The 23,320-nt window shown below is 55.7% G+C and carries 24 protein-coding genes; 18 read left to right on the top strand and 6 right to left on the bottom strand.

From position 1 onward, the window contains the following. Positions 1–62 precede the first annotated feature (62 nt). The 3 genes from L2Y28_RS04520 to L2Y28_RS04530 all read left to right on the top strand — a co-directional run bounded on the left by L2Y28_RS04520 (position 63) and on the right by L2Y28_RS04530 (position 3,041). Positions 63–596, top strand: coding sequence for an isochorismatase family protein (locus L2Y28_RS04520; protein ID WP_022647201.1), 534 nt, complete (start codon positions 63–65; stop codon positions 594–596). Positions 597–710: 114 nt separating this feature from the next. Further along, complete coding sequence (gene sbmA, locus L2Y28_RS04525; protein ID WP_022647202.1) at positions 711–1,931, top strand: peptide antibiotic transporter SbmA; 1,221 nt, start codon at positions 711–713, stop codon at positions 1,929–1,931. Between the two features lie 12 nt (positions 1,932–1,943). Continuing rightward, complete coding sequence (locus L2Y28_RS04530; RefSeq protein WP_022647203.1) at positions 1,944–3,041, top strand: DUF1615 domain-containing protein; 1,098 nt, start codon at positions 1,944–1,946, stop codon at positions 3,039–3,041. On the opposite strand, the gene L2Y28_RS04535 is transcribed toward L2Y28_RS04530, so the two are convergent. Further along, entirely contained in the window at positions 3,042–3,344 is a 303-nt protein-coding gene (locus tag L2Y28_RS04535; protein ID WP_003859159.1) for a DUF2755 family protein, read from the bottom strand. It lies immediately after the preceding gene. Between the two features lie 240 nt (positions 3,345–3,584). Between L2Y28_RS04535 and L2Y28_RS04540 the strand changes: the two genes are divergently transcribed. Next, entirely contained in the window at positions 3,585–3,803 is a 219-nt protein-coding gene (locus L2Y28_RS04540) for a DUF2754 domain-containing protein (protein ID WP_022647204.1), read from the top strand. A gap of 3 nt (positions 3,804–3,806) precedes the next feature. On the opposite strand, the gene ddlA is transcribed toward L2Y28_RS04540, so the two are convergent. Further along, positions 3,807–4,904 carry a D-alanine--D-alanine ligase gene (ddlA, locus tag L2Y28_RS04545; RefSeq protein ID WP_022647205.1) on the bottom strand — a complete coding sequence of 366 codons (1,098 nt, stop codon included), beginning with the start codon at positions 4,902–4,904 and terminating at the stop codon, positions 3,807–3,809. Positions 4,905–5,007: 103 nt separating this feature from the next. Between ddlA and L2Y28_RS04550 the strand changes: the two genes are divergently transcribed. From L2Y28_RS04550 to adrA, 5 genes are all read left to right on the top strand, one after another. Further along, complete coding sequence (locus L2Y28_RS04550) at positions 5,008–5,691, top strand: extensin family protein (RefSeq protein WP_022647206.1); 684 nt, start codon at positions 5,008–5,010, stop codon at positions 5,689–5,691. A 169-nt stretch (positions 5,692–5,860) separates the two neighbouring features. Then, on the top strand, positions 5,861–7,084 hold the full coding sequence (locus L2Y28_RS04555; protein ID WP_022647207.1) for a multidrug efflux MFS transporter: 1,224 nt from the start codon (positions 5,861–5,863) through the stop codon (positions 7,082–7,084). A gap of 199 nt (positions 7,085–7,283) precedes the next feature. Further along, positions 7,284–7,544 (top strand): anti-adapter protein IraP, encoded by a 261-nt coding sequence (iraP, locus tag L2Y28_RS04560; protein WP_003859148.1) that lies wholly within the window; start codon positions 7,284–7,286, stop codon positions 7,542–7,544. A 294-nt stretch (positions 7,545–7,838) separates the two neighbouring features. Further along, the gene (psiF, locus tag L2Y28_RS04565) at positions 7,839–8,159 is read left to right on the top strand and encodes a phosphate starvation-inducible protein PsiF (protein WP_022647208.1); all 321 of its coding nucleotides are present in this window, start codon (positions 7,839–7,841) and stop codon (positions 8,157–8,159) included. 102 nt (positions 8,160–8,261) lie between these two features. Further along, on the top strand, positions 8,262–9,365 hold the full coding sequence (gene adrA / locus L2Y28_RS04570) for a diguanylate cyclase AdrA (RefSeq protein ID WP_022647209.1): 1,104 nt from the start codon (positions 8,262–8,264) through the stop codon (positions 9,363–9,365). A gap of 16 nt (positions 9,366–9,381) precedes the next feature. On the opposite strand, the gene proC is transcribed toward adrA, so the two are convergent. Further along, positions 9,382–10,191, bottom strand: a complete 810-nt coding sequence (proC, locus tag L2Y28_RS04575) for a pyrroline-5-carboxylate reductase (RefSeq protein ID WP_022647210.1) — start codon at positions 10,189–10,191, stop codon at positions 9,382–9,384. A gap of 97 nt (positions 10,192–10,288) precedes the next feature. On the opposite strand from proC, the gene L2Y28_RS04580 reads away from it, so the two are divergent. The 5 genes from L2Y28_RS04580 to ppnP all read left to right on the top strand — a co-directional run bounded on the left by L2Y28_RS04580 (position 10,289) and on the right by ppnP (position 12,925). After that, entirely contained in the window at positions 10,289–10,747 is a 459-nt protein-coding gene (locus tag L2Y28_RS04580; RefSeq protein WP_022647211.1) for a YaiI/YqxD family protein, read from the top strand. 144 nt (positions 10,748–10,891) lie between these two features. Beyond that, on the top strand, positions 10,892–11,416 hold the full coding sequence (gene aroL / locus L2Y28_RS04585) for a shikimate kinase AroL (protein WP_022647212.1): 525 nt from the start codon (positions 10,892–10,894) through the stop codon (positions 11,414–11,416). Between the two features lie 44 nt (positions 11,417–11,460). Then, the gene (yaiA, locus tag L2Y28_RS04590; RefSeq protein ID WP_003859135.1) at positions 11,461–11,652 is read left to right on the top strand and encodes a protein YaiA; all 192 of its coding nucleotides are present in this window, start codon (positions 11,461–11,463) and stop codon (positions 11,650–11,652) included. Between the two features lie 236 nt (positions 11,653–11,888). Continuing rightward, entirely contained in the window at positions 11,889–12,566 is a 678-nt protein-coding gene (locus L2Y28_RS04595) for an AroM family protein (RefSeq protein WP_003859133.1), read from the top strand. Positions 12,567–12,637: 71 nt separating this feature from the next. Beyond that, the gene (gene ppnP, locus L2Y28_RS04600) at positions 12,638–12,925 is read left to right on the top strand and encodes a pyrimidine/purine nucleoside phosphorylase (RefSeq protein ID WP_003859131.1); all 288 of its coding nucleotides are present in this window, start codon (positions 12,638–12,640) and stop codon (positions 12,923–12,925) included. A 47-nt stretch (positions 12,926–12,972) separates the two neighbouring features. On the opposite strand, the gene rdgC is transcribed toward ppnP, so the two are convergent. Next, positions 12,973–13,887 (bottom strand): recombination-associated protein RdgC, encoded by a 915-nt coding sequence (rdgC, locus tag L2Y28_RS04605; protein WP_022647213.1) that lies wholly within the window; start codon positions 13,885–13,887, stop codon positions 12,973–12,975. Positions 13,888–14,010: 123 nt separating this feature from the next. Here rdgC and mak point away from each other — a divergent pair, with 123 nt between their 5' ends. Then, positions 14,011–14,916, top strand: a complete 906-nt coding sequence (gene mak / locus L2Y28_RS04610) for a fructokinase (RefSeq protein ID WP_003859127.1) — start codon at positions 14,011–14,013, stop codon at positions 14,914–14,916. An 87-nt stretch (positions 14,917–15,003) separates the two neighbouring features. Here mak and sbcC read toward each other — a convergent pair whose 3' ends face one another. Continuing rightward, positions 15,004–18,135 carry an exonuclease subunit SbcC gene (gene sbcC, locus L2Y28_RS04615; RefSeq protein WP_022647214.1) on the bottom strand — a complete coding sequence of 1,044 codons (3,132 nt, stop codon included), beginning with the start codon at positions 18,133–18,135 and terminating at the stop codon, positions 15,004–15,006. After that, positions 18,132–19,337 (bottom strand): exonuclease subunit SbcD, encoded by a 1,206-nt coding sequence (sbcD, locus tag L2Y28_RS04620; RefSeq protein ID WP_022647215.1) that lies wholly within the window; start codon positions 19,335–19,337, stop codon positions 18,132–18,134. The genes sbcC and sbcD overlap by 4 nt, the downstream gene beginning before the upstream one ends. A gap of 187 nt (positions 19,338–19,524) precedes the next feature. Here sbcD and phoB point away from each other — a divergent pair, with 187 nt between their 5' ends. The 3 genes from phoB (at position 19,525) to brnQ (ending at position 23,260) form a co-directional block, all read left to right on the top strand. Beyond that, on the top strand, positions 19,525–20,214 hold the full coding sequence (gene phoB, locus L2Y28_RS04625; RefSeq protein ID WP_003859122.1) for a phosphate response regulator transcription factor PhoB: 690 nt from the start codon (positions 19,525–19,527) through the stop codon (positions 20,212–20,214). A gap of 21 nt (positions 20,215–20,235) precedes the next feature. Next, the gene (gene phoR / locus L2Y28_RS04630) at positions 20,236–21,531 is read left to right on the top strand and encodes a phosphate regulon sensor histidine kinase PhoR (RefSeq protein ID WP_022647216.1); all 1,296 of its coding nucleotides are present in this window, start codon (positions 20,236–20,238) and stop codon (positions 21,529–21,531) included. A 409-nt stretch (positions 21,532–21,940) separates the two neighbouring features. Next, on the top strand, positions 21,941–23,260 hold the full coding sequence (gene brnQ / locus L2Y28_RS04635) for a branched-chain amino acid transporter carrier protein BrnQ (protein ID WP_003859118.1): 1,320 nt from the start codon (positions 21,941–21,943) through the stop codon (positions 23,258–23,260). Positions 23,261–23,320: the final 60 nt, after the last annotated feature.

Raw genomic sequence — 23,320 nt, forward strand, 5'->3', positions numbered from 1 at the left:
CCCATTTTGTGACATCGGGCTTATGATAGTCACCAGTTACATTCATTATTGCGGAGAACGGTATGTCTGAAAAGCGTGTGGTTTTGGTGGTTGATATGCAGAATGGGGTGTTTAAGACGCCGCGCCATCAGAGTGAGAAATGTGTCTCACTGATCAATCAGCTTACCCAGGCTGCTGAGGCCGTTATTTTCATACAGCATACTGAAGCTGGCGGGCTAGAGGAGGGGAGCGAAGGGTTTGCATTGCTGCCCGATCTCAACCAGCCGGCAGGGGCGTTTTACGTCACGAAGACCGCTTGCGATGCCTTCTATAACACTTCGCTCGAGGCACTGTTGCGCGAACAGGGGATCGATGAATTTATTATCTGCGGCTGCGCGACGGATTATTGTGTCGATGCCACCTTTAAAAACGGTGTCAGCCGGGGCTACCACATCACGGTTGCGGAGGATGCCCACACCACGGCCAATCGTCCAGCGGCCGATGCCCAGGTTCTGATCGCGCACTATAACGATGTCTGGCGTAACTTCATCGCCCCTGCCAACCCGCCTTCGGTGAAACGCACCGAAACAATTCTTGAAAACTGGAAAGCGAACTAATAATTCACCTGCAGGTCTGACTTTTTTGCCTGAGCCGGGAGGCTGGCCCAGGCAAGGTTTCGTGTGGCGATATGTTAAACACAGCAACAGCCATAACAACAAGAAGGAAGCACAATGTTTAAGTCTTTTTTCCCAAAGCCGGGGCCCTTTTTCCTGTCGGCATTTATTTGGGCACTGCTGGCTGTCATTTTCTGGCAGGCCGGTGGCGGCGCGTGGCTGACCCGTCTTACGGGGGCAACGGGCGACATTCCCATTAGCGCTGCGCGCTTCTGGTCCATGAGCTATCTGCTTTTCTACGCCTATTACATGCTCTGCGTGGGGCTTTTTGCCATGTTCTGGTTTATCTATTCGCCTCACCGCTGGCAATACTGGTCGATTCTCGGCACGTCGTTAATCATCTTTGTCACCTGGTTCCTGGTGGAAGTGGGCGTGGCGGTCAACGCCTGGTATGCGCCGTTTTACGATCTGATCCAGACGGCGCTGAGTTCGCCGCATAAAGTGACCATTAACCAGTTCTACCATGAGGTGGGGATCTTCCTCGGCATCGCCCTCATCGCCGTGGTGATCGGCGTGATGAATAACTTTTTCGTCAGTCACTATGTGTTCCGCTGGCGTACCGCGATGAACGAACACTATATGGCGCACTGGCAGCACCTGCGTCATATCGAAGGTGCCGCACAGCGTGTGCAGGAAGACACCATGCGTTTTGCCTCTACACTCGAAGATATGGGCGTGAGCTTTATTAATGCCATCATGACGCTGATCGCCTTCCTGCCGGTGCTGGTGACGCTCTCATCCCACGTTCCGGAACTGCCGATTGTCGGCCATCTGCCGTACGGCCTGGTCATTGCCGCGATTGTCTGGTCGCTGATGGGAACGGGACTGCTGGCAGTGGTGGGGATCAAGCTGCCGGGGCTGGAATTTAAAAACCAGCGCGTGGAAGCGGCCTACCGTAAAGAGCTGGTGTATGGTGAAGACGATCCCAACCGTGCGTCACCGCCTACCGTGCGTGAGCTGTTTGGCGCCGTACGTCGTAATTACTTCCGCCTCTATTTCCATTACATGTATTTCAATATCGCGCGCATCCTTTATCTTCAGGTTGATAACGTTTTCGGGTTGTTCCTGCTGTTCCCGTCCATCGTTGCGGGTACGATTACACTCGGTCTGATGACCCAGATCACCAACGTTTTTGGTCAGGTTCGCGGTTCGTTCCAGTACCTGATTAGCTCCTGGACTACGCTGGTGGAGCTGATGTCCATCTACAAACGTTTACGCAGTTTCGAGCGTGAGCTGGACGATAAGGATTTGCAGGAAGTCACCCATACATTAGGTTAAAAAGGAATTGCTATGCCATTTGCCGTACCACGTGCATTACCGCTGACGTTACTCGCCGCCGTCGTGCTGGCGGGCTGTGCCGAGAAAGGGGCCGCCCCGCTCAAAGAAGGGGAGAAGCCCGTTGATGTGGCGAGCGTGGTGCGGCAAAAAATGCCCGCCAGCGTGAAGGATCGCAGTGAGTGGGCTGATGCGCTGGCAACGACCTTCAAAAGTCAGAAGATCGCGCCTACCGAGGAGAACATCTGCTCGGTGCTGGCGGTGGCGCAGCAGGAATCGATGTATCAGTCAGATCCTGTTGTGCCTGGCCTGAACAAAATCGCCTGGAAGGAGATCGACCGCCGGGCCGAATCGATGCATATCCCGGTTTTCCTGGTACATACCGCACTTAAAATCACCTCGCCAAACGGGAAAAGCTACAGCGAACGGCTGGATACGGTGAAAACCGAGAGGCAGCTCAGCGCCATTTTCGATGATTTCATCAATATGGTGCCGATGGGGCAGAAGCTGTTTGGCTCGCTGAATCCGGTACATACCGGCGGTCCGATGCAGGTAAGCATCGCATTTGCGGAAAAGCATACCGACGGCTATCCGTGGGATATCGACGGTACGGTGCGTCAGGAAGTCTTCTCCCTGCGCGGTGGGCTGTGGTTTGGGACGTATCACCTGCTGAATTATCCGGCCAACTACGATAAACCGCTGTATCGTTTTGCCGACTTTAACGCGGGCTGGTATGCCAGCCGAAATGCAGCCTTCCAGAATGCGGTAAGCCGCTCCAGCGGTGTGAAGCTCGCTTTGGATGGCGATCTCATTGCATACGGCAGCAGCGAGGCAGGGTCCACCGAACGGGCAGTGCGAAAACTTTCGACGAAGCTGGAGATGAGCAACAGTGACATTCGCCGACAGCTGGAGAAGGGTGACAGCCTGGCGTTTGAGAAAACGGATCTGTATAAGCAGGTTTTCGCGCTTGCAGAGAAGAAAAGTGGAAAGGCACTACCCAGAGCCATTCTGCCAGGCATTCAGCTTGAAAGCCCGAAGATCACGCGTAACCTGACGACCGCATGGTTCGCAAAACGCGTGGACGATCGTCGGGCTCGCTGTATGGGACTGTAATCAGTGGCGGTTGCGCCAGCGCAGCACGAGCGCAATCACGCCCAGAACCATGCTGCCCGCGAGGAAGGGAATGAGCCCGAATACGGTGCTCACGCCTAAACCGATTTCAACGCGCGGGCGGCCGGTATCCTGCACCTGCATCAGATGCTCATACACGCCAGGGGCATGCACCAGCATATTCAGCAGTTGGGTTCCTGCCCAGAAACAAAACAGAACAAACAGGGCATAGGCAATATTCCCCGCCGTGGAGGTTTTTGGTTGTTTTCCGCCAAAAATCGGTTTCGACAATGTAAAGTCTGCCATAAGACCTCCCGAAAATATCACTCTGTTTTAATACGCGTCGTACAGGGTGAGTGTGACAGGTCATAGCATTTGTCAATATCAGAATCGTGGGAAATTCGGCTCAGGATTTCTCCTGGATTGTCGATTTCTGCATCACGTCACAAATTGATAACATAAGTGAAACTACGCTGCTTTTCAGAATTCGCCACAGACGGCTTTATCAAACTGTGAGAGGATAGTTTTTTTTCTGCCGGAGTTGTCATGAAGCTCACTTCCAAACTACGCCGTGACTGGCATTACTACGCCTTTGCGATCGGGCTGATCTTTATACTCAATGGTGTTGTCGGGCTGCTGGGATTTGAAGCGAAGGGCTGGCAAACCTATGCGGTTGGGCTGGTGACCTGGGTAATCAGTTTCTGGCTGGCGGGATTCATTATCCGCCGTCGTCCCGATGAGACGACGGCAGAGAAAGCCGACTAACCGTCAGTTAACAGAGCTTTTCAGGGCGCTGTCAGCGGCGTGACGCTCCAGCGCCAGTTCAATCAGGCGGGTGATCAGTTCTGGATAGCTTATTCCGCTGGCCTGCCACAATTTCGGGTACATGCTGATATTGGTAAAGCCCGGCAGGGTGTTGATTTCGTTAATCACCACCTCGTTATCCGCCGTCAGAAACACATCGACGCGCGCCATCCCACTGCATCCCAGCGCCTGATAGGCTTCAACGGCGATCGCCCGGATCTTGTCGTTAACGTCAGGATCGAGCGCGGCGGGAACCACAACCTGGGCACCTTTGTCGTCAATATATTTGGTGTCGTAGGAGTAGAAGTCGCTATTCAGCACCACTTCACCACAGGTACTCGCCTGCGGGAAGTCGTTACCCAGTACGGCGCACTCAATTTCGCGCCCGTTAATTCCCTGCTCAACCACCACCTTGTGGTCAAACTCAAAGGCCAGACGAACGGCATCGTTAAACTGTGCTTCGCTGGTGACTTTGCTGACGCCGACGGACGAGCCCTGATTCGCCGGTTTCACGAACAGCGGCAGGCCGAGTTGCGCCTGGATCTGCGCGAAGCTGTGTTTATCACGGTTGGCGCGAGTGAGCGTGACGAACGGTGCAATATTCAGACCGGCGTCGCGCAGCAGACGTTTAGTGACGTCTTTATCCATGCAGGCGGCAGAACCCAGCACATCGGAGCCGACAAACGGCAGGTTCGCCATCCGCAACATGCCTTGCAGGGACCCGTCTTCGCCCAGCGTGCCGTGAACGATAGGGAACACCACGTCAATTTGTGCCAGCGCCTGCGCGTTCCCGGCATCGATAAGCTGTCCCTGTGCCACGCCTGGAACCGTTGCGACGCTGATATCAGAAGGATTAAGGGCGATGCGCGCCGGATCATCAGCGTGTAACAGATACTGGCTGGCATCGTTAACATGCCATTGGCCCTGTTTATCAATGCCCAGCAGCACCACGTCAAAACGGCTTTTATCAATCGCATCAACGATATTTTTAGCCGATTGCAATGACACCTCGTGCTCTGATGATTTTCCCCCAAAGACAATACCTACGCGCTGCTTTGCCATCTCACTCTCTTCCAGTCTGACGAAAAGCCAATAACATACCACGATGCCCGGCGAGTTTCGCGGCCTTCTGCCATAATGTTTGAGGGATGTTGAAGGGGGGCGCGTGAAAGGAAAAGGTCTGCTTATTCTTATTGTTATTGCCGGGATCGCCACGGTGGGCTACCGCTGGTTGCCGCCGCATTACAACCCTTTCGTGCCGCTTACGCTTGACGATCCGCCTGGAAAAATAACCCAGTTTAAACTCCGGCGCTTAACGCCGCAGGCGTGCGCAAACCTGTTAGCGCAGGCGAATCAACGCCAGCTTATCCGTACCCAGGCGGTCGCTGACAGCGCCGGTGAGTGTCCGCTGAGTAACGTGGTGCGCGTGCGCGATTTTGGCCCGGTCAGCCTCAACGGCAGCTTTATTGCCAGTTGCCCGCTGGCGTTAAGCTCGGCGCTGTTTGTCAGCCAGCAGGCCCGGCCGCTCACCAAAACCTGGACCGGAAGCGAGCTTACGCGTATTGAACATCTGGGCAGCTTCGCCTGCCGCAATATCTACAGCCGCCCGGATGCGCGGCGCAGCGAACATGCCACGGCGGATGCGCTGGATATCAGCGCTTTCAGGCTGGCAAACGGACAGCGTGTTACCGTCCTCAACGGCTGGAAAGCGGAAAAGACGCAGCCCTGGCTACAGGCGCTGCTGTCGGCAAGTTGCGGCTATTACGGTAACGGTCTGGGGCCGGACTACAATGCCGCCCATGCCAACCATTTCCATCTGGGAATGCGCGGCTATGGCTTATGTCGATGAAGCATAATCTTCCGCCGAAAATTGGATAGATTGTGACTTATCTCACAAATATGATGACTGGGAAGATAAAACACCAAAGTCTGCAAGGCCGCATCTCTGGCGCTATGTCATTGCGCGTAACTTGCTAATCTGTCGGCGAATTCGCCTAAAAATGAAGACTATTTCTGTTATGGAATCCTGGAAAGTTAACCTCATTTCAGTCTGGTTCGGCTGCTTCTTCACCGGACTGGCTATCAGCCAGATATTGCCCTTCCTGCCGCTTTACGTGTCGCAGCTGGGGGTCACTTCCCATGAAGCGCTCTCTATGTGGTCCGGCCTGACGTTCAGCGTGACGTTTCTGGTGTCCGCCATTGTGTCACCGATGTGGGGCAGCCTTGCGGATCGCAAGGGGCGCAAGTTGATGCTGCTCCGCGCCTCGCTGGGGATGGCGATAGCCATTTTGCTCCAGGCCTTCGCCACCAACGTCTGGCAGCTGTTTATTCTGCGGGCGATAATGGGGCTGACCTCCGGGTACATTCCGAATGCCATGGCGCTGGTGGCCTCACAGGTACCGCGCGAGCGGAGCGGCTGGGCACTCAGCACGCTTTCCACGGCCCAGATTAGCGGTGTAATTGGCGGCCCCCTGCTCGGCGGCTTCCTGGCTGACCATGTTGGGCTGCGCGCGGTCTTTATCATTACCGCCATCCTGCTAACGGTCAGCTTTCTGGTCACCCTTTTTCTGATTAAAGAGGGCGGTCGGCCTGTCGTCAGCAAATCAGAACGCCTGAGCGGAAAGGCGGTTTTCGCCTCGCTACCTTATCCTGGCCTGATGATTAGCCTTTTTGTGACAACGATGGTGATCCAGCTCTGTAACGGCTCGGTGGGACCGATTCTGGCGCTGTTTATCAAGTCGATGGCACCGGACAGCAGCAACATTGCTTTTCTGAGCGGGATGATTGCCGCCGTGCCGGGCGTGTCGGCGCTGATGTCCGCTCCGCGTCTGGGGAAACTGGGCGACAGGATCGGTACGGCACGCATTCTGATGGCAACGCTCATTATTGCGGTGATCCTTTTCTTTGCCATGTCGTTCGTCACAACACCGCTTCAGCTCGGGGTGTTGCGCTTCCTGCTTGGCTTCGCGGATGGTGCTATGCTGCCCGCTGTACAGACGCTGCTGGTGAAATATTCCAGTGACCAGGTAACCGGCCGCATTTTTGGCTACAACCAGTCGTTCATGTATTTAGGCAACGTAGCGGGCCCGCTTCTTGGCGCCTCGGTCTCGGCGATGGCGGGTTTCCGCTGGGTATTTGCCGCGACGGCGTTGGTGGTGCTTCTTAATATTATTCAACTGGCCTTTGCCTTGCGCCGTCGCCGGCGAATCGCTGAGGCAAAGTCAGGCCGACAAACACGATAATATATTATTAATTCTTATGATGGCCGCATTTTTATATAACGAAATGCGGCTTCTGTCTTTTAGAAAAACGTTTCGCTTGCCCTCCGAAATATCTTTTTTGGCAGCAATGTCACTTTTGCATAAGATAAAACCAATCCATGCTTTTCATTATTCAGTGAGGGTGTTAATTTCAGGGGAAATCACATAAGGACATAGCACCATGAAAAATCTCATTGCTGAGTTGTTGGTTAAGCTTGCCCAAAAGGAAGAAGAGTCGAAAGAGCTGGTTGCCCAGGTCGAGGCGCTGGAGATCGTTGTGACGGCGCTGCTGCGACAGATGGCAAAACCAGAGCAGGAGGCGTTGATCGACAACGTTGAAGGCGCGCTGGAAAAAGCTCGCCCTGATTCACAGGTGCCTGCAGAGGACGCGGAGCTGCTTCAGCAATACGTAAAGAAGCTTTTAAGGCATCCGCGCAGTTAAACGGCCAGAGGTGAAATGACGTGTCACAGAATTGTCATGCCGGATGCCTGGCGTCGCTCTGTTTTTATTTTTACCCCGTTACCATGGGGAAATTAAAATGAAGCAGAGCACACTTTTCACCGCATTAAACTCGCTCGTAATTACCTCCTCCGTTCCTGCGAAACCGGTTAATAATAATCGCGCTGCGACGGGACTGAAATAACCCTGAATCACGGTGAAAATCATGGCCGCAGGGTGGTTTTTTTCCCGTAACGAACCAGACTTAACGTGGAACTTCACATAAAGGATGGTGCAATGAAAACAACAATACTGGTTACCCTGCTCTCTGGCCTGTGTCTGATCGCCTCAGCACATGCGGAAGAGAAAACGTTAACGCCCCAGCAGCAGCGCATGACGACCTGTAACCAACAGGCGACCTCGCAAAGTCTGAAAGGGGATGCCCGTAAAACGTATATGAGCGACTGCCTTAAAAATGGTACGACCAAACCGGGTGAAAAAAGCCTGACCCCGCAGCAGCAAAAAATGCGCGAGTGCAATGCCCAGGCGACACAGCAGATGCTTAAAGGCGACGATCGCAGCAAATTTATGAGCGCGTGCCTGAAAAAACAGGCGTAGTGCTAACGGGTGAGTCACGGCTGTGGCTCACCCAAAATTTCATACTTTCCCCGCTATCCCCCTCTCTATAATTTGGGAAAATGTTTCAGAATATTCCCAAAAATGATGAATGATGAGTTTTATGACAATCACGAGAACATTCGGGAAGCGTGGTATCAGCAGCTTTCTCAGGATGACTCATACCGTTCCGGTCTGCGATTTGCCCGGCGAATACGGCTGGCACGCATCGTTGGTCTGGCGGCGCTGTTTGTTCCGCTTGCCAGCGTTCTGGTGAGTCAGCTTCTTTCTGGCGTCTGGTGGTTGCTATTGGTGGGCTGGGTCTTTGTCTGGCCCCATCTGGCCTGGCAGCTGGCTTTTCGTTCGACCTGCCCCCACGGCGGTGAAATCGTTAATCTGAAAATCGATGCCATCATTGCTGGCGTCTGGATGGGATTAATAGGGTTCAATGCGCTGCCAACGGCGGCGCTGATCGTGATGATCGGCATGAACATGATGGGATCGGGGGGATGCCGCTTATTTCTGACAGGACTTGCGCTGCTTGCTCTGTCTGCCCTGCTCACCGTGCAATCCACGGGTACTCCTGTGCTATTGACCTCTGAACCGCTGGCGTTGTGGCTGACGCTCCCCGTGCTGGTGGTCTACCCCATGCTGTTTGCCTGGCTCAGCCACCACACGGCGATCCGGCTGGCAGAGCATAAGCGTCGGCTTGAGCTGATGAGTACCCGCGACGGAATGACCGGCGTGTTCAATCGCCGTCACTGGGAAACGTTGCTGCGTAACGAATTTGAGGCCTGCCGTCGCAGCCATCGACATGCGACGATACTGCTCATCGATATCGATCACTTCAAGACGATCAACGACACCTGGGGGCATGACGTGGGGGATGAAGCGATTGTTGCCATCACGCGCCAGCTTCAGCTTACCCTGCGCGCAGGCGATTATATTGGCCGCTTCGGGGGAGATGAATTTGCGGTGATCATGTCCGGCACGCCTGCCGACAATGCGATTGCGGCGATGGCGCGCGTCCATGAAAGGCTGGTCAACATGCCGCTGCACGGAGCACCTATGGCGAGGTTGTGTATCAGCGTTGGGGTTGCCCCCTGGGGGGCGCAGTTCACGCACTATCGTGAATGGCTAAAGGCCGCGGACGTGGCCCTCTATAAAGCCAAAAATGCCGGACGGGGTCGCACCGAAGTGGCCGCCTGACGCCCGGCGTAACGCATCAGGACTTACTCAGCTTCTCTGATTTTTCCATGCATTTTTCCATCGCCTCGATCACGGCGGAGCGGAACCCGCGCTCTTCCAGCACGCGCACGGCTTCAATGGTTGTGCCACCCGGAGAGCACACCATATCTTTCAGTTCGCCCGGATGTTTACCCGTTTCCAGCACCATTTTGGCCGAGCCCATCACCGCCTGCGCTGCAAATTTGTAGGCCTGCGCGCGTGGCATACCGCCAAGTACGGCGGCATCAGCCATGGCTTCGATAAACATAAAGACATACGCCGGGGCAGAACCACTCACGCCGACAACCGGGTGGATCATCGGTTCGGCAATCACTTCCGCTTCGCCGAAGCAGCGGAAAATGTTCAATACATCCGCCACCTCTTCAGTAGTAACCAGCGCGTTTGGGGTAACGGAGGTCATACCGGCATTTACCAGCGACGGGGTGTTTGGCATGGCGCGAACAATCTTACGGTCGTGCCCCAGCGCGCGGGCGAGCTGGTCGAGGGTCACGCCTGCGGCAATCGACACCACCAGGCTCTCTTTGTTCAGGCTGGAGGTGATCTCGCTCAGGACTTTAATCATGATATTCGGCTTAACGGCGCCAAAGACAATGTCCGCCACCTGAGCCACTTCCTGCGCGCTTTCGGCGGCGTTGATACCATACTCATCACGCAGCGCCGCGACTTTATCCGGGGATGGGGTATAGACCCAAATCTGCCCCGGCAGCACCTGGCCGCTGGCTATCAGTCCACCGAGGATAGCTTTACCCATGTTTCCGCAGCCGATAAACCCGATTTTCTTATCCATCACGTCTCTCCGTTATTATGCGTTGTTATCTCTCATTGATAGCTTAACAACGAAATGCAGGCGACAATAGTCGCCAGAATCATAATGGGGAGACACTATGGCGATTTGGGTTGATGCGGACGCGTGTCCGAATGTGATTAAAGAGATTTTATTCCGCGCCGCCGAGCGGGTGCAGATGCCGATGACGCTGGTGGCGAACCAGAATATCCGCGTGCCGCCCTCCAGGTTCATTCGTTCTCTGCGCGTGCCGGCCGGGTTCGACGTGGCAGATAACGAGATAGTACGCCTGTGTGACGCAGGAGATCTGGTGATCACGGCGGATATCCCGCTGGCTGCCGACGTGCTGGCGAAGGGGGCCGCGGCGCTTAACCCGCGCGGAGAACGCTATTCGCCGGCAACGATCCGGGAGAAGCTCACCATGCGTGATTTTATGGATACCCTGCGTTCCAGCGGCGTGCAAACCGGTGGGCCGGACAGCCTGTCGCAGCGCGATCGCCAGCAGTTTGCCGCCGAGCTGGATAAATGGCTGCTGGAAGTGAAGCGCCGCCCGGCGTAGCCCACCTCCGGGCTGTTTTGTGGTACAGTGTGACTTCCACAGGCTTGTCATTCCGTACCGCTTTGCAGTAAAGTTAGCGCAACATCTTCTGCAATCATTTCTTTACAGCCTTCAGTTATCCGGCAGCAAGGGGAACACCTGGTTATGAACCCACCCATCTTTTTAGTTGGCCCTCGCGGCTGTGGGAAAACCACCGTTGGTCTGGAGCTGGCGCGTCTGTGCCAGAGTCAGTTTGTCGATACTGACCACTGGCTCCAGGAGAATGCCGGTAAGACCATCGCCGATATCGTGGAGAATGAGGGGTGGGAGAGCTTTCGTGCGCGCGAAACGGCCACGCTGGAAGCGGTGACCGCACCGTCGACCGTGATTGCGACCGGTGGAGGCATTATTCTGGCGCCGTATAACCGCCAGTTTATGCGCGAAAAGGGTGTCGTAATCTACCTTTGTGCCCCGGTTTCTACGCTGGTGGGGCGGCTGGAGGCGTTTCCGGAAGAGGGACAGCGCCCGGCGCTGACCGCGAAACCGCTGAGTGAAGAGGTCAGCGACGTCCTCGCCGAACGCGATGCACTGTACCGCGAGGCGGCACACCACGTTGTGGATGCGTCAGCGTCACCCGAGAAAGTTGCGATTCAGATTATTACCGCCCTGCGTTTGGCTTGCGCCAGCTAACAGCCGTCTATACTCATAGCTCAGACATAAAAAAAGGATGAGCTATGCCAACCAGACCTCCCTATCCACGTGAAGCCCGCATCGTTACCGTTGAAAAAGGTAACGGCGATCAGACCGTAACCTGGTACCAGCTGCGTGCCGATCACCCTAAACCTGATTCGCTGATCAGCGAACATGAAACCGAACAGGAAGCGCTGGATGCGAAACGGCGCTATGAGGATCCTGAGAAGTCCTGACAGGAATCCGAATTCGTTACAACCGTGCCTGAATCACACTTTTAACATATCGCTGATGTTAAGCAGCAGTTAATATTTAGTTATTACAGGTGGATTCGGAAAGGCAAGTCGATCTTTACATTACGGTGTAGAGATCCCCTGCTACCCTTGGTGCTGTTTTGTTGAAAAAATGAACAGTGCAGCGTAGTGAGCCTGTACTTGTGTGGCAGTTGTGGTAGTAACGGAAGGCGATCAAAATGAAGGCGACGTTGGCGATCCTCACGATTGGTGTGGTGCCTGTAAGCGAAGTATTACCGCTCTTAACCGAGCATGTCTCTGAACAACAAATTACGCATCTCAGTCTGTTAGGGAAGCTCAGTCGGGAAGAGGTCATGGAAGACTACGCGGTCGGAGAGGGGGAAGATCCCCTGGCAACGTTACTCAGTGACGGTAAACTGGCGCATGTGTCGCGCCAGAAAATCGAGCGCGCGCTACAGGGCGTGATCGAAGTGCTCGACAATCAGGACTATGACGTTATTTTGCTGATGAGCACGGCACCCGTTAAAGGACTCAGCGCGCGTAATGCCATTCTGCTCGAACCGATGCGGATTATCCCCCCGCTGGTGGCGTCAATTGTTGATGGTCATCAGGTGGGCGTTATCGTTCCCGTAGAAGAACTGCTGGATAACCAGACGGTGAAGTGGGCCGCGCTGGAGCACACCCCGTTGTACGCGCTGGCAAACCCGTTCTGGGACAGCGAAGCGAAGCTGATTGCGGCCGGGCAGGAGTTGATCGACAGAGGGGCGGATGTCCTGATGCTGGACTGCCTGGGCTTCCATCAGCGGCATCGTGATTTACTGCAAAAGGCGCTGGATGTTCCGGTGTTGCTCTCTAACGTCCTGATGGCGCGCCTGGCGTCAGAATTACTGGTGTAATGATTTTTCGTGACAGGTCATGAGCATGGCCCCTATAGTGGATTTTTCTCAATAAATATAAGGGCCAGTTCATGCTTCAAAGTAACGAATACTTTTCCGGTAAAGTGAAATCCATTGGTTTTACCAGCAGCAGCACTGGCCGCGCCAGTGTCGGCGTCATGGCGGAAGGGGAATACACCTTTGGCACCGCAGAAGCGGAAGAGATGACGGTGGTCAGTGGTGCGCTGAACGTCCTGCTGCCGGGTGAAACGGAGTGGAAAGTCTATAGTGCCGGGCAGGTGTTCAACGTGCCGGGCCACAGCGAGTTCCATTTGCAGGTTGCAGAGCCAACCTCTTATCTGTGCCGCTATCTGAAATAAAAGCATGCCGGGTGGCGCATTCGCTTACCCGGCCTACGTTTTGCCTGTCAGCGCTGCGCTTCGCCGCCGAGACCTTCCACCAGGTTCTGAATTAACGCCGCCAGCTCGCCGGTCATCAGGATAAAGTCTGCGTCAAAGCGCTGAGCATAATCTTCGCGGTCGATATCTTCGTTCTGATCGCGCAGTTCATCGCAGAACTTAAGGCGCTTCACGGAGCCGTCATCACACATCACAAACTGAATGCGCTGCTGCCAGTCGAGTGCCAGTTTGGTCACCACTTTGCCCGCTTCAATGTGCACGGCGATTTCGTCGCTCACCAGATCCTGTTTCTTCGCGCGGATCACGCCGCCATCTTCCAGCAGCGCTTTCAGCTCTGCTTCATCAAGGATCTGGAAGCCCTGCGCGGCAGTCCCGCTGCGCACCCACTCAGTCAGGGTCAGCTCAATCGGCGTCTCCAGTTCCAGCGGTACCACCGGTAATGAGCCAAGGCTCTTACGCAGCAGCGCCAGCGTATCTTCCGCTTTTTTGGCGCTGGCGCAGTCGACCATGATCAGCCCGTTCACGGTGTCGATCCACATCATGGTCTGGCTAAAGCGGCTAAAGGCGCGCGGCAGCAGCGAGTGCAGCACTTCATCCTTCAGTGAATCTTTTTCGGTTTTTTTAAGCTTACGGCCCTGTTCAGCTTCCAGCTTGAAGATCTTCGCTTCGAGCGCCTGCTTCACCACAGGCGTCGGCAGGATCTTCTCTTCTTTGCGGGCGCAAACGATGATTTGCCCCGTGCTGCTGGCGTGGGTCAGCGCATCGCTTTGAGAACCCATTGGCGGAACCCAGCCGGTTTTTGCCATATCCTGGCTACCGCAAGGGGTAAAGGAGTAAGCGGCTAACTGTTTTTCCATCTCTTCTGCACGCAGCGAAACGTCGCGGCTGAGACGGTAAACCATCAAATTTTTGAACCACAGCATGATAATTTCCACGGCCTTGTCGTTAAATCAGCGGGCATGATAACGAATTGTCGCATCGCTTGCATTGCTAATCGGGAAGTGGGCTTCTACTCTGTTGATAATCAAAATAATGAGGAGTGTCTTGTGCGTATTGGGATTGATTTGGGCGGCACCAAAACAGAAGTTATTGCGTTGAGCGAGCAGGGGGAGCAACTGTTTCGCCACCGTCTGCCTACGCCGCGCGATGATTATCACCAGACCATAGAGACGATTGCCCGTCTGGTCGATATGGCAGAGCAGGCAACGGGCGAGACGGGCACGGTCGGGATGGGGATCCCCGGCTCCATTTCGCCGTATACCGGCGTGGTGAAAAATGCCAACTCTACCTGGCTCAACGGTCAGCCGTTTGATAAAGACTTAAGCCAGCGTCTGAACCGGGAAGTGCGTCTGGCAAATGACGCTAACTGCCTGGCGGTCTCTGAGGCCGTAGATGGCGCAGCGGCTGGCGCGCAGACCGTATTTGCGGTCATTATCGGTACCGGCTGCGGGGCGGGCGTGGCCTTCGGTGGGCGCTCGCATATTGGCGGCAACGGCACCGCAGGTGAGTGGGGGCACAACCCGTTACCGTGGATGGACGAAGATGAACTCAAATACCGTGCCGAGGTGCCGTGCTACTGTGGCAAGCAGGGCTGTATTGAGACCTTTATTTCCGGCACGGGGTTTGCCACCGATTATCATCGTCTGAGCGGCCAGCCGCTGAAAGGCAACGAGATTATGCGTCTGGTTGAGGAACAGGATCCGGTGGCTGAACTGGCGCTCAGCCGCTACGAAATGCGGTTGGCTAAATCACTGGCGCATGTGATCAATATCCTCGATCCGGACGTGATTGTGCTGGGCGGCGGCATGAGCAACGTTGACCGGCTGTACGCGACGGTGCCAACGCTGGTGAAACAGTGGGTATTTGGGGGCGAATGCGAAACGCCGATCCGCAAAGCCGTCCATGGAGATTCCAGCGGTGTGCGCGGCGCGGCGTGGCTCTGGCCGGAATAAACGCAAAACGGCAACTTGCGTTGCCGTTTTTGATGTTTGTACCCTCTCCCACAGAGAGAGGGCCAGGGTGAGGGCAACATCCCCCATTTACTGCACCGCAAACTCCCTGTCCAGCCTGCTATACCCCAGCCCGTTGATCTTCTTCACCTTGATCTGCACCGGAATACGTTCTTTCATTGCCTCTACGTGGCTGATCACGCCGATGGTTTTCCCGGTGGCGTTCAGCGCGTCGAGCGCATCCAGCGCGGTGTCCAGCGTTTCGCTGTCGAGTGTGCCGAACCCTTCATCCAGGAAAAGCGAGTCAATGCGCGTTTTGTGACTGACCAGATCGGAAAGCGCTAAAGCCAGCGCCAGACTGACGAGGAAACTTTCCCCGCCGGACAGGGTACGGGTATCGCGTACCGCATCGGCCTGCCAGGTATCAACCACCTCCAGCTCCAGCGCGTCGCTGGCTTTACGCTGAAGCAGATAGCGGCCATGCAGACGGTTGAGCTGCTGGTTGGCAAGCCACACCAGATTATCCAGCGTCAGCCCCTGGGCGAATTTACGGAATTTATCGCCGGTGCTGGAGCCTATCAGCGCATTGAGATAGCCCCAGTCGTCAGCCTGACGCGCCGCCTCCTCAATCTGCTGCATAAGCGCCTGCTGGTGCAGACGGTTATCGGCGTCCTGTTTGAGCTGCTGGCGGATCTCCCCCTGATGCGTGGTGTTTTCACGAAGCTGTTGCGCCAGCTGGTGTAACTGCGCCTGAAGGGTTGCGGCGTCGGTTTCCAGCCCCTCCGGGCGTTGTGCCTGATGCGCCTGAAGCTGCTGGTTTGCCTGTACGGAGAGCGCCGTGGCCTGCTGGAGCTGGTTCTCCAGCGTCTGCTTTTGTTGTTCAAGCTGGCGGATCGACGCTTCATTCAGCAGGGCGGAGAGAAATGCCTCCTGACTGGCAAAGCAGCTCGCGGTCAGCGCGGCGCTGAACTGAGCCTGCGACTGCTGAAGCCGTTCACGCTCAAGCGTCTCCTGCTGCTGTAGGGTGGCGAGCTGGCTTTGCAGCGACACGCATTCGTCATGGATGCCGCGCCAGTTCTCAGGGATAACCGCGTCGGCTTCTGCGTCATCAGAATCCGGCAGCGTCTCCAGGATGGGCATCAGGACGTTAATACGTTCCTGAATCGTACCGTGCTGGGCCTGTTTTTCCTGCCAGCGGGTATATTCAGCTTCGCGTGCGCTCAGCCAGGCGCTTTCGGCCCCTTCATCGGGCACGCTAAGCGACAGCGACTCTAGCGAGGCCGCCAGCGCCTGACGCGTCGCCGTCAGCTGCTGCTGGTACTGGCGCGCCTGATCTTCCTGTTCATTGAGCTGGTTTTGCAGCGTCAGACGCTGGCTAAGCTGATACAGATGGCGTTCATACTGCTCCTGTTCGCTCATCCAGGGGGCAATATCATCCTGAATATTCAGCGCTATGTTCAGGGAGGCGCAGACCTCCAGCCACTCTTTAGTGAGTGCTTGCTCTTCCTGAGAGAGGGCCTGTACTTCCTCTGTCTCGCGCTGGATCTGTTGGGTGAGCGCATTCACCTGCCCGAGCACCAGCAATCCTTCCTCTTTTAGCGCGGCAACCTCTTTCTCCAGCGCGTCGCGGCGGCGCTGATTGTCGGTCAGTTCAAGCGCCTGATACTGCACAACTGCCGGATGTTCGCTTGAACCGCAGAGCGGGCAAGGTTTACCCGCTTCGAGCTGTGCACGATAGTTCTCAAGATCCTTGATTGTCGCCTCACGCTCACAGAGCGCTTTCAGGTCGGCATAGTGCTGATTTTTCTCTTTGAACTGCTGACGCCGCAGGATCAGCGTTTCATTGAGCTTACCCTGCTCAGCCTGCGCTTTCTGAACGCTTTCCGCATTATGGCGCAGCCGTTTTTGCAGCGGCTGATAGCGAGCGTGAAGCGCAGTCAGACGCTGGCGGAGCGCCCGCGATTGTGCCTGTTGCTCCATTGCCGTCGCGAGATCCTCAGCCGTCAGCGTCAGCGTACTCTCCGGCATCTCAGTCAGTTTCTGACGAAGCTCAGCCATACGCGCTGACTGGGCCACAAGCTGATTTTTATCGCGACTCAGTTGCGTAAAATGCGCCCGCCAGCCGGCAATTTCCTGCCCCCACTGACGGAAACGATCGTGTTCGGTTAGCCACTGCGTCAGTACCGTGTGTTCTGTCTGCAACTGTTCACGGTTGCGCAGCGCACCGTTGCGAATACGCGAGCGCTGCGCCGCTCTGTCGAGTAAGCGAGTATTTACTTCAATAATTCGCGCTGTTGTCTGCGCCAGGCGGGTGGTCTGCTCCTGCTGATACTCCCACAGCGGACGTAGCTGGGCGGCGGGCTGTGCCAGCTGGAGCTTCGCCAGTTGCGGCGCGGCGTCCGTCAGAGCCTGTTGCGCCTGCTGCTGCGAAGCGGCTACGCGCTGCTGCTCACGTATCAGCTCGTCGTTACGCGTAAGCCACTGAAAATCTTTCTGTTGGCTCTGCTGCTGTGCCAGCAGGATTTTTTCTTCGTCAGTAAGTGCCTGCAAACTTTGCTGCAAGTGCTGCTGCTGTTCCTCGCTCAGCAGCACAACGCCTGCGGCCTGCGCTTCGCACATCTCCAGCGCGTTGCGTGCCGCTTTGTGTTTTTCAAAAACCATGGCGGAAATCTGGCCGTAAATTTCCGTGCCGGTCAGTTCTTCCAGCAGCTCTGCGCGATCGCTCGGTTTAGCATTCAGGAAGGCGGCAAACTGCCCCTGTGAGAGCAACATCGAGCGGGTAAAGCGACCATAGTCCAGCCCGGTGAGTGCGGCGGTTTGTTCCAGCTTATCCGTGACTTTATCGGCCAGAATTTTGCCGTCTTCGCAGCGGGCCAGCTCAACGCGCGGTGCCTGTAAGTTCCCGTCTGGCTGGTTGCGGGCGCGGTTCTGGCTCCAGAAAGCGCGATAAGCAACGCCTTTGACCTCAAATTCCACTTCAGCCAGGCATTCGGCGGTATCGCGCGTCATCAGGTCGTTTTGTGCCTGAGAGACCTTATTAAGACGCGGTGTTTCGTGGTAAAGCGCCAGGCAGATGGCATCCAGCAGCGTGGTTTTACCCGCGCCGGTTGCGCCGGTGATGGCAAACAGCCCATTGCTGGCGAAAGGCTCCGCGGTGAAATCGATTTTCCACTCACCCTTTAGCGAATTCAGATTTTTCAGACGCAGGCTCAGAATTTTCATGCGTTTTCGTCCTCGTCATTGAGGGAATGCAAGGTATGGGCAAACAGCTCGTTAAGCCTGGTGCGCCTGGCCTCGTCCACTTCTTCATGCGCAAGCCGCCGCGCGAACACCTCTTCAACCCGAAGTTCGCTAAGCGTTTCACGCTGGGCGTTCAGCAGAATTTTCTCGCGCTGCTCGCGGCTGCGACGTACCAGCAGCACCTCTACGGGAAGGTCTTCCGTCAGCGTCTGAATTTTACGCTGCATATCGTACAGGTAGTCATCGGTGGTGATTTCGATATCGAGCCAGACGGGGGGATTAAGCGCTGCGCCGCGCCACTGCTCAAGCTGAGCGGTAATGGCGGCCAGATCGCCTTTCAGCACCGCCAGCGGCTGGGTGACCGGCACCTCAAGCGTCTCAACGGCGCTAAGTTTGCCTTCGGTGAAGCTCACCAGATGCACGGATTTGGCTTTGCCCGTTTCGTCAAAACTGAGGGAAATGGGCGAGCCGCAATAGCGAATATGCTCGCATCCCCCGACGATCTGGGCCCGGTGAATATGCCCGAGGGCAATGTAGTCGGCGGGGGGAAAGTTTTGCGCTGGAAACGCGTCCAGCGTACCGATATAAATCTCGCGCACCGCGTCACTCTTACTGGCCCCGACGGTGGTGAGGTGCCCGGTGGCAACGATAGGAATGGCCTGTTCGCCGCGCAGGGCGCAGGCTTCCGTATGCTGCTGGTGATAATAGCGGGTGATGGCCTGCAACAGATGCTGCTGTTTTTCGCTCCCGGACAGGCCTGCCTGGCTTTGCACGATATCGCGCGGGCGTAAAAACGGAATTGGGCATAGCACTGCGCCCGGCGTGCCGTCACGTTTTTTCAGGATCTGCGGCGCGTGTCCGGCGCTGGCCACCACGGTGGTATTGAGGAACGCCAGAATATCGCGGGATTCATTCAGCGTCGCCACCGAGTCATGGTTTCCGGCGACAATCACCAGGTGACAACCGGTTTGCTGGAGGTTGACCACAAAACGGTTGTACAGCTCACGCGCATAGCTCGGCGGCGATCCGGTATCAAAAATGTCGCCCGCCACAATAATTGCGTCCACCTCGTGAGCCTGAGCCGTCTCCAGCAGCCAGTTCAGGAACGCTTCATGTTCCGCGGCGCGGCTTTTGCTGTAAAAATTTTGACCCAGGTGCCAGTCTGAGGTGTGAAGTATGCGCATAAGAGATCCGTGGCAATAATAAGAAAGCAGGATTATAAACGTTCGGGGAACGGAAAATAACCGCTGTAATAAAACAACAGTTTGCTATTTATCGTGGTAATGTTTTTCATAAATCTGTCATAAATCTGACGCATAATGACGCCGCATTACAGACTTGTAACTTAAATACGATAAGACAGGGCAAAGTATGGCGAGACGTATTCTGGTCGTAGAAGATGAAGCTCCGATCCGTGAAATGGTGTGCTTCGTGCTTGAACAAAATGGCTTCCAGCCGGTTGAAGCGGAAGATTATGACAGCGCGGTGAACCAGCTGAATGAACCCTGGCCCGATCTGATCCTGCTGGACTGGATGCTGCCTGGCGGTTCCGGATTGCAGTTTATCAAGCATATCAAACGCGAGGCGATGACCCGCGATATCCCGGTGGTGATGCTGACGGCGCGCGGTGAGGAAGAGGATCGCGTGCGCGGTCTGGAAACCGGCGCGGACGATTACATCACCAAACCGTTCTCCCCGAAAGAGCTGGTGGCGCGTATCAAAGCCGTGATGCGCCGTATTTCACCGATGGCGGTGGAAGAGGTGATTGAGATGCAGGGCCTGAGCCTGGATCCTACCTCACACCGGGTCATGACCGGTGAAAATCCCCTCGATATGGGCCCCACCGAATTTAAACTCCTGCACTTCTTTATGACACACCCGGAGCGCGTTTACAGCCGCGAACAGTTGCTGAATAACGTCTGGGGAACTAACGTCTATGTCGAAGACCGAACGGTTGACGTCCATATTCGCCGCCTGCGTAAAGCACTGGAACTGAGCGGCCACGATCGCATGGTACAGACGGTCCGCGGCACGGGTTATCGCTTCTCGACCCGTTTCTGAACAATGACAGGAGTGTGACGCGTGCTGGAACGTCTGTCATGGAAAAGGCTCGTCTTTGAACTGATCTTATGCTGTATTCCGGCCCTCATTCTGGGGGCTATTTTTGGCTATCTGCCGTGGTTTTTACTGGTGGCCGTGACGGGGTTGCTCGTCTGGCATTTCTGGAATTTACTGCGTCTTTCCTGGTGGCTGTGGGTCGACAGAAGTATGACACCCCCGCCGGGAAGCGGGAGCTGGGAACCGCTACTCTACGGCCTGCACCAGATGCAGATGCGTAATAAAAAGCGCCGTCGTGAGCTGGGAAGCCTGATAAAACGCTTTCGCAGCGGCGCGGAGTCGCTGCCGGACGCAGTGATCCTGACGACGGAAGAAGGGACCATCTTCTGGTGCAATGGCCTCGCACAGCAGCTGTTGGGCCTGCGCTGGCCGGATGATAACGGTCAGAACATCCTCAACCTTCTGCGCTATCCCGAGTTCACGCTGTATCTGAAAACGCGTGATTTTAGTCGTCCGCACAATTTGAAGCTCAATAACGGTCGCCATCTTGAAATTCGCGTGATGCCCTACAGCGATCGGCAGTGGCTGATGGTGGCGCGGGATGTCACCCAGATGCATCAGCTTGAGGGCGCAAGACGTAACTTCTTTGCCAACGTCAGCCACGAGCTGCGTACGCCGTTGACGGTGCTTCAGGGCTATCTGGAGATGATGCAGGAGCAAACGCTTGAGGGGGCGCCGCGTGAGAAAGCGCTGCATACCATGCGGGAACAGACGTTCCGCATGGAAGGGCTGGTCAAACAGCTACTAACGCTTTCAAAAATTGAGGCTGCCCCGTCGCTGGCGCTAAACGACATCATTGATGTGCCGATGATGCTGCGAGTGGTGGAGCGCGAAGCCCAAACGCTGAGCCATAATCAACACACCCTGAGTTTTGATGTTGATAACACGCTGAAAGTGCTCGGCAGTGAAGATGAGCTGCGAAGCGCTATCTCAAACCTGGTCTATAACGCCGTGAATCATACCCCGACAGGGACGCATATCGCGGTGCGGTGGCAGCATACTCCGGCAGGGGCTGAGTTTAGCGTCGAGGACAACGGGCCGGGGATTGGGCCTGAACACCTCCCGCGTCTCACCGAACGGTTCTACCGGGTGGATAAGGCGCGCTCGCGGCAGACCGGCGGGAGCGGACTGGGGCTGGCAATTGTGAAGCATGCCGTCAGCCACCACGAAAGCCGGCTCAATATCGAAAGCACCCTGGGTAAGGGCACGCGCTTTAGCTTCGCGATCCCGGAACGATTAATTGCCAAAAAAAGTGCCTGACAGCGTGTGTGTCAGGCTACCTTTCCACGGGCCAGCGATTGCTGGCCCGTTTGCTTTGCAGTCAAGCGAAACGCGAGTGAATATTATACGGCTGGTGCTTTTTTGTTCGCATGATTAGCCATGAGTTTTTCTTATACATGGCATATTATTTTGGTCTTAATTTTCATGCTGGCATATTGTTCTGGTTTTACGATCCCTTCTTGCCTTTAAACGTTATAAGCGTTTAAATTGCCCCCCATATACTGTCAGACCGACTGTATTTGCGTGGTAAATCGAAAAACTATTCTTCGCCACGCCTGGACGGGAGCATATCCCGCTGAAATTGAGCAAATTTTCCGCTGTATCGTCCCGTCAGGGATGGCGAAAATCTCAACGTATTCAACACCACATCCACAGGCAGTAAGGTTTTATGACCCATCACTTGAAATCGCGTGACATTATCGCGCTGGGCTTTATGACATTTGCGCTGTTCGTTGGCGCAGGTAACATCATTTTTCCTCCAATGGTTGGCTTACAGGCGGGTGAACACGTCTGGACGGCTGCGTTTGGCTTCCTGCTTACTGCCGTGGGCCTGCCGGTACTGACCGTTATCGCGCTGGCGAAAGTCGGTGGCGGTGTGGACAGCCTCAGCACCCCGATTGGCAAAGTGGCTGGCGTTCTGCTGGCAACCGTCTGCTATCTGGCTGTTGGCCCGCTGTTCGCAACCCCGCGTACGGCGACCGTCTCCTTTGAAGTGGGTATTGCCCCGCTGACCGGTGACGGCGCGATGCCGCTGTTTATTTACAGCCTCATTTACTTCGCCATCGTTATTCTGGTTTCTCTCTATCCCGGCAAACTGCTGGATACTGTGGGTAACTTCCTGGCACCGCTGAAAATTGTGGCGCTGATTGTGCTGGCGGTTGCGGCCATCGTCTGGCCTGCGGGGCCCATCAGCTCCGCGATGGACGCTTACCAGAACGCGGCGTTCTCAAACGGTTTCGTGAACGGCTATCTGACGATGGATACGCTTGGCGCGATGGTGTTTGGTATCGTTATCGTTAACGCCGCGCGTTCCCGCGGTGTGACCGAAGCGCGTCTGCTGACTCGCTACACCATCTGGGCTGGCCTGATGGCCGGTGTCGGCCTGACGCTGCTGTATCTGGCGCTGTTCCGCCTGGGTTCAGATAGCGCAACGCTGGTCGATCAGAGCGCAAACGGCGCGGCGATCCTGCATGCTTACGTGCAGCACACCTTTGGTGGTGCAGGCAGCATGCTGCTGGCGGCGCTGATTTTCCTGGCCTGTCTGGTGACGGCGGTGGGTCTGACCTGCGCCTGCGCGGAGTTCTTCGCTCAGTATCTGCCGCTTTCTTACCGCACGCTGGTGTTTATCCTCGGCATCTTCTCCATGGCGGTGTCAAACCTCGGTCTGAGCCACCTGATTCAGGTCTCAATTCCGGTGCTGACGGCGATCTATCCGCCATGTATCGTGCTGGTAGTGCTGAGCTTCACCCGTCCGTGGTGGCATAACTCCACGCGAATTATTGCGCCAGCCATGTTTATCAGCCTGATTTTTGGTATCCTTGACGGGATCAAAGCATCAGCATTTGCAGAAATCCTGCCAGCCTGGACACAGCGTCTGCCGCTGTCCGAGCAGGGCCTGGCCTGGCTGATGCCTTCCGTTGTAGCGCTGGTTCTGGCGATTATCTGGGACCGTGCGGCAGGGCGTCAGGTGACATCCAACGCCCATTAATCAACGGCAACAAATTGTTTAACCACGGGGCTTAAGGCCCCGTGGTTTTTTGTTTTTTTC

Origin of the sequence: Enterobacter sp. JH25 (genome assembly GCF_021725435.1) — a bacterium.
Classification (GTDB): domain Bacteria; phylum Pseudomonadota; class Gammaproteobacteria; order Enterobacterales; family Enterobacteriaceae; genus Enterobacter; species Enterobacter intestinihominis.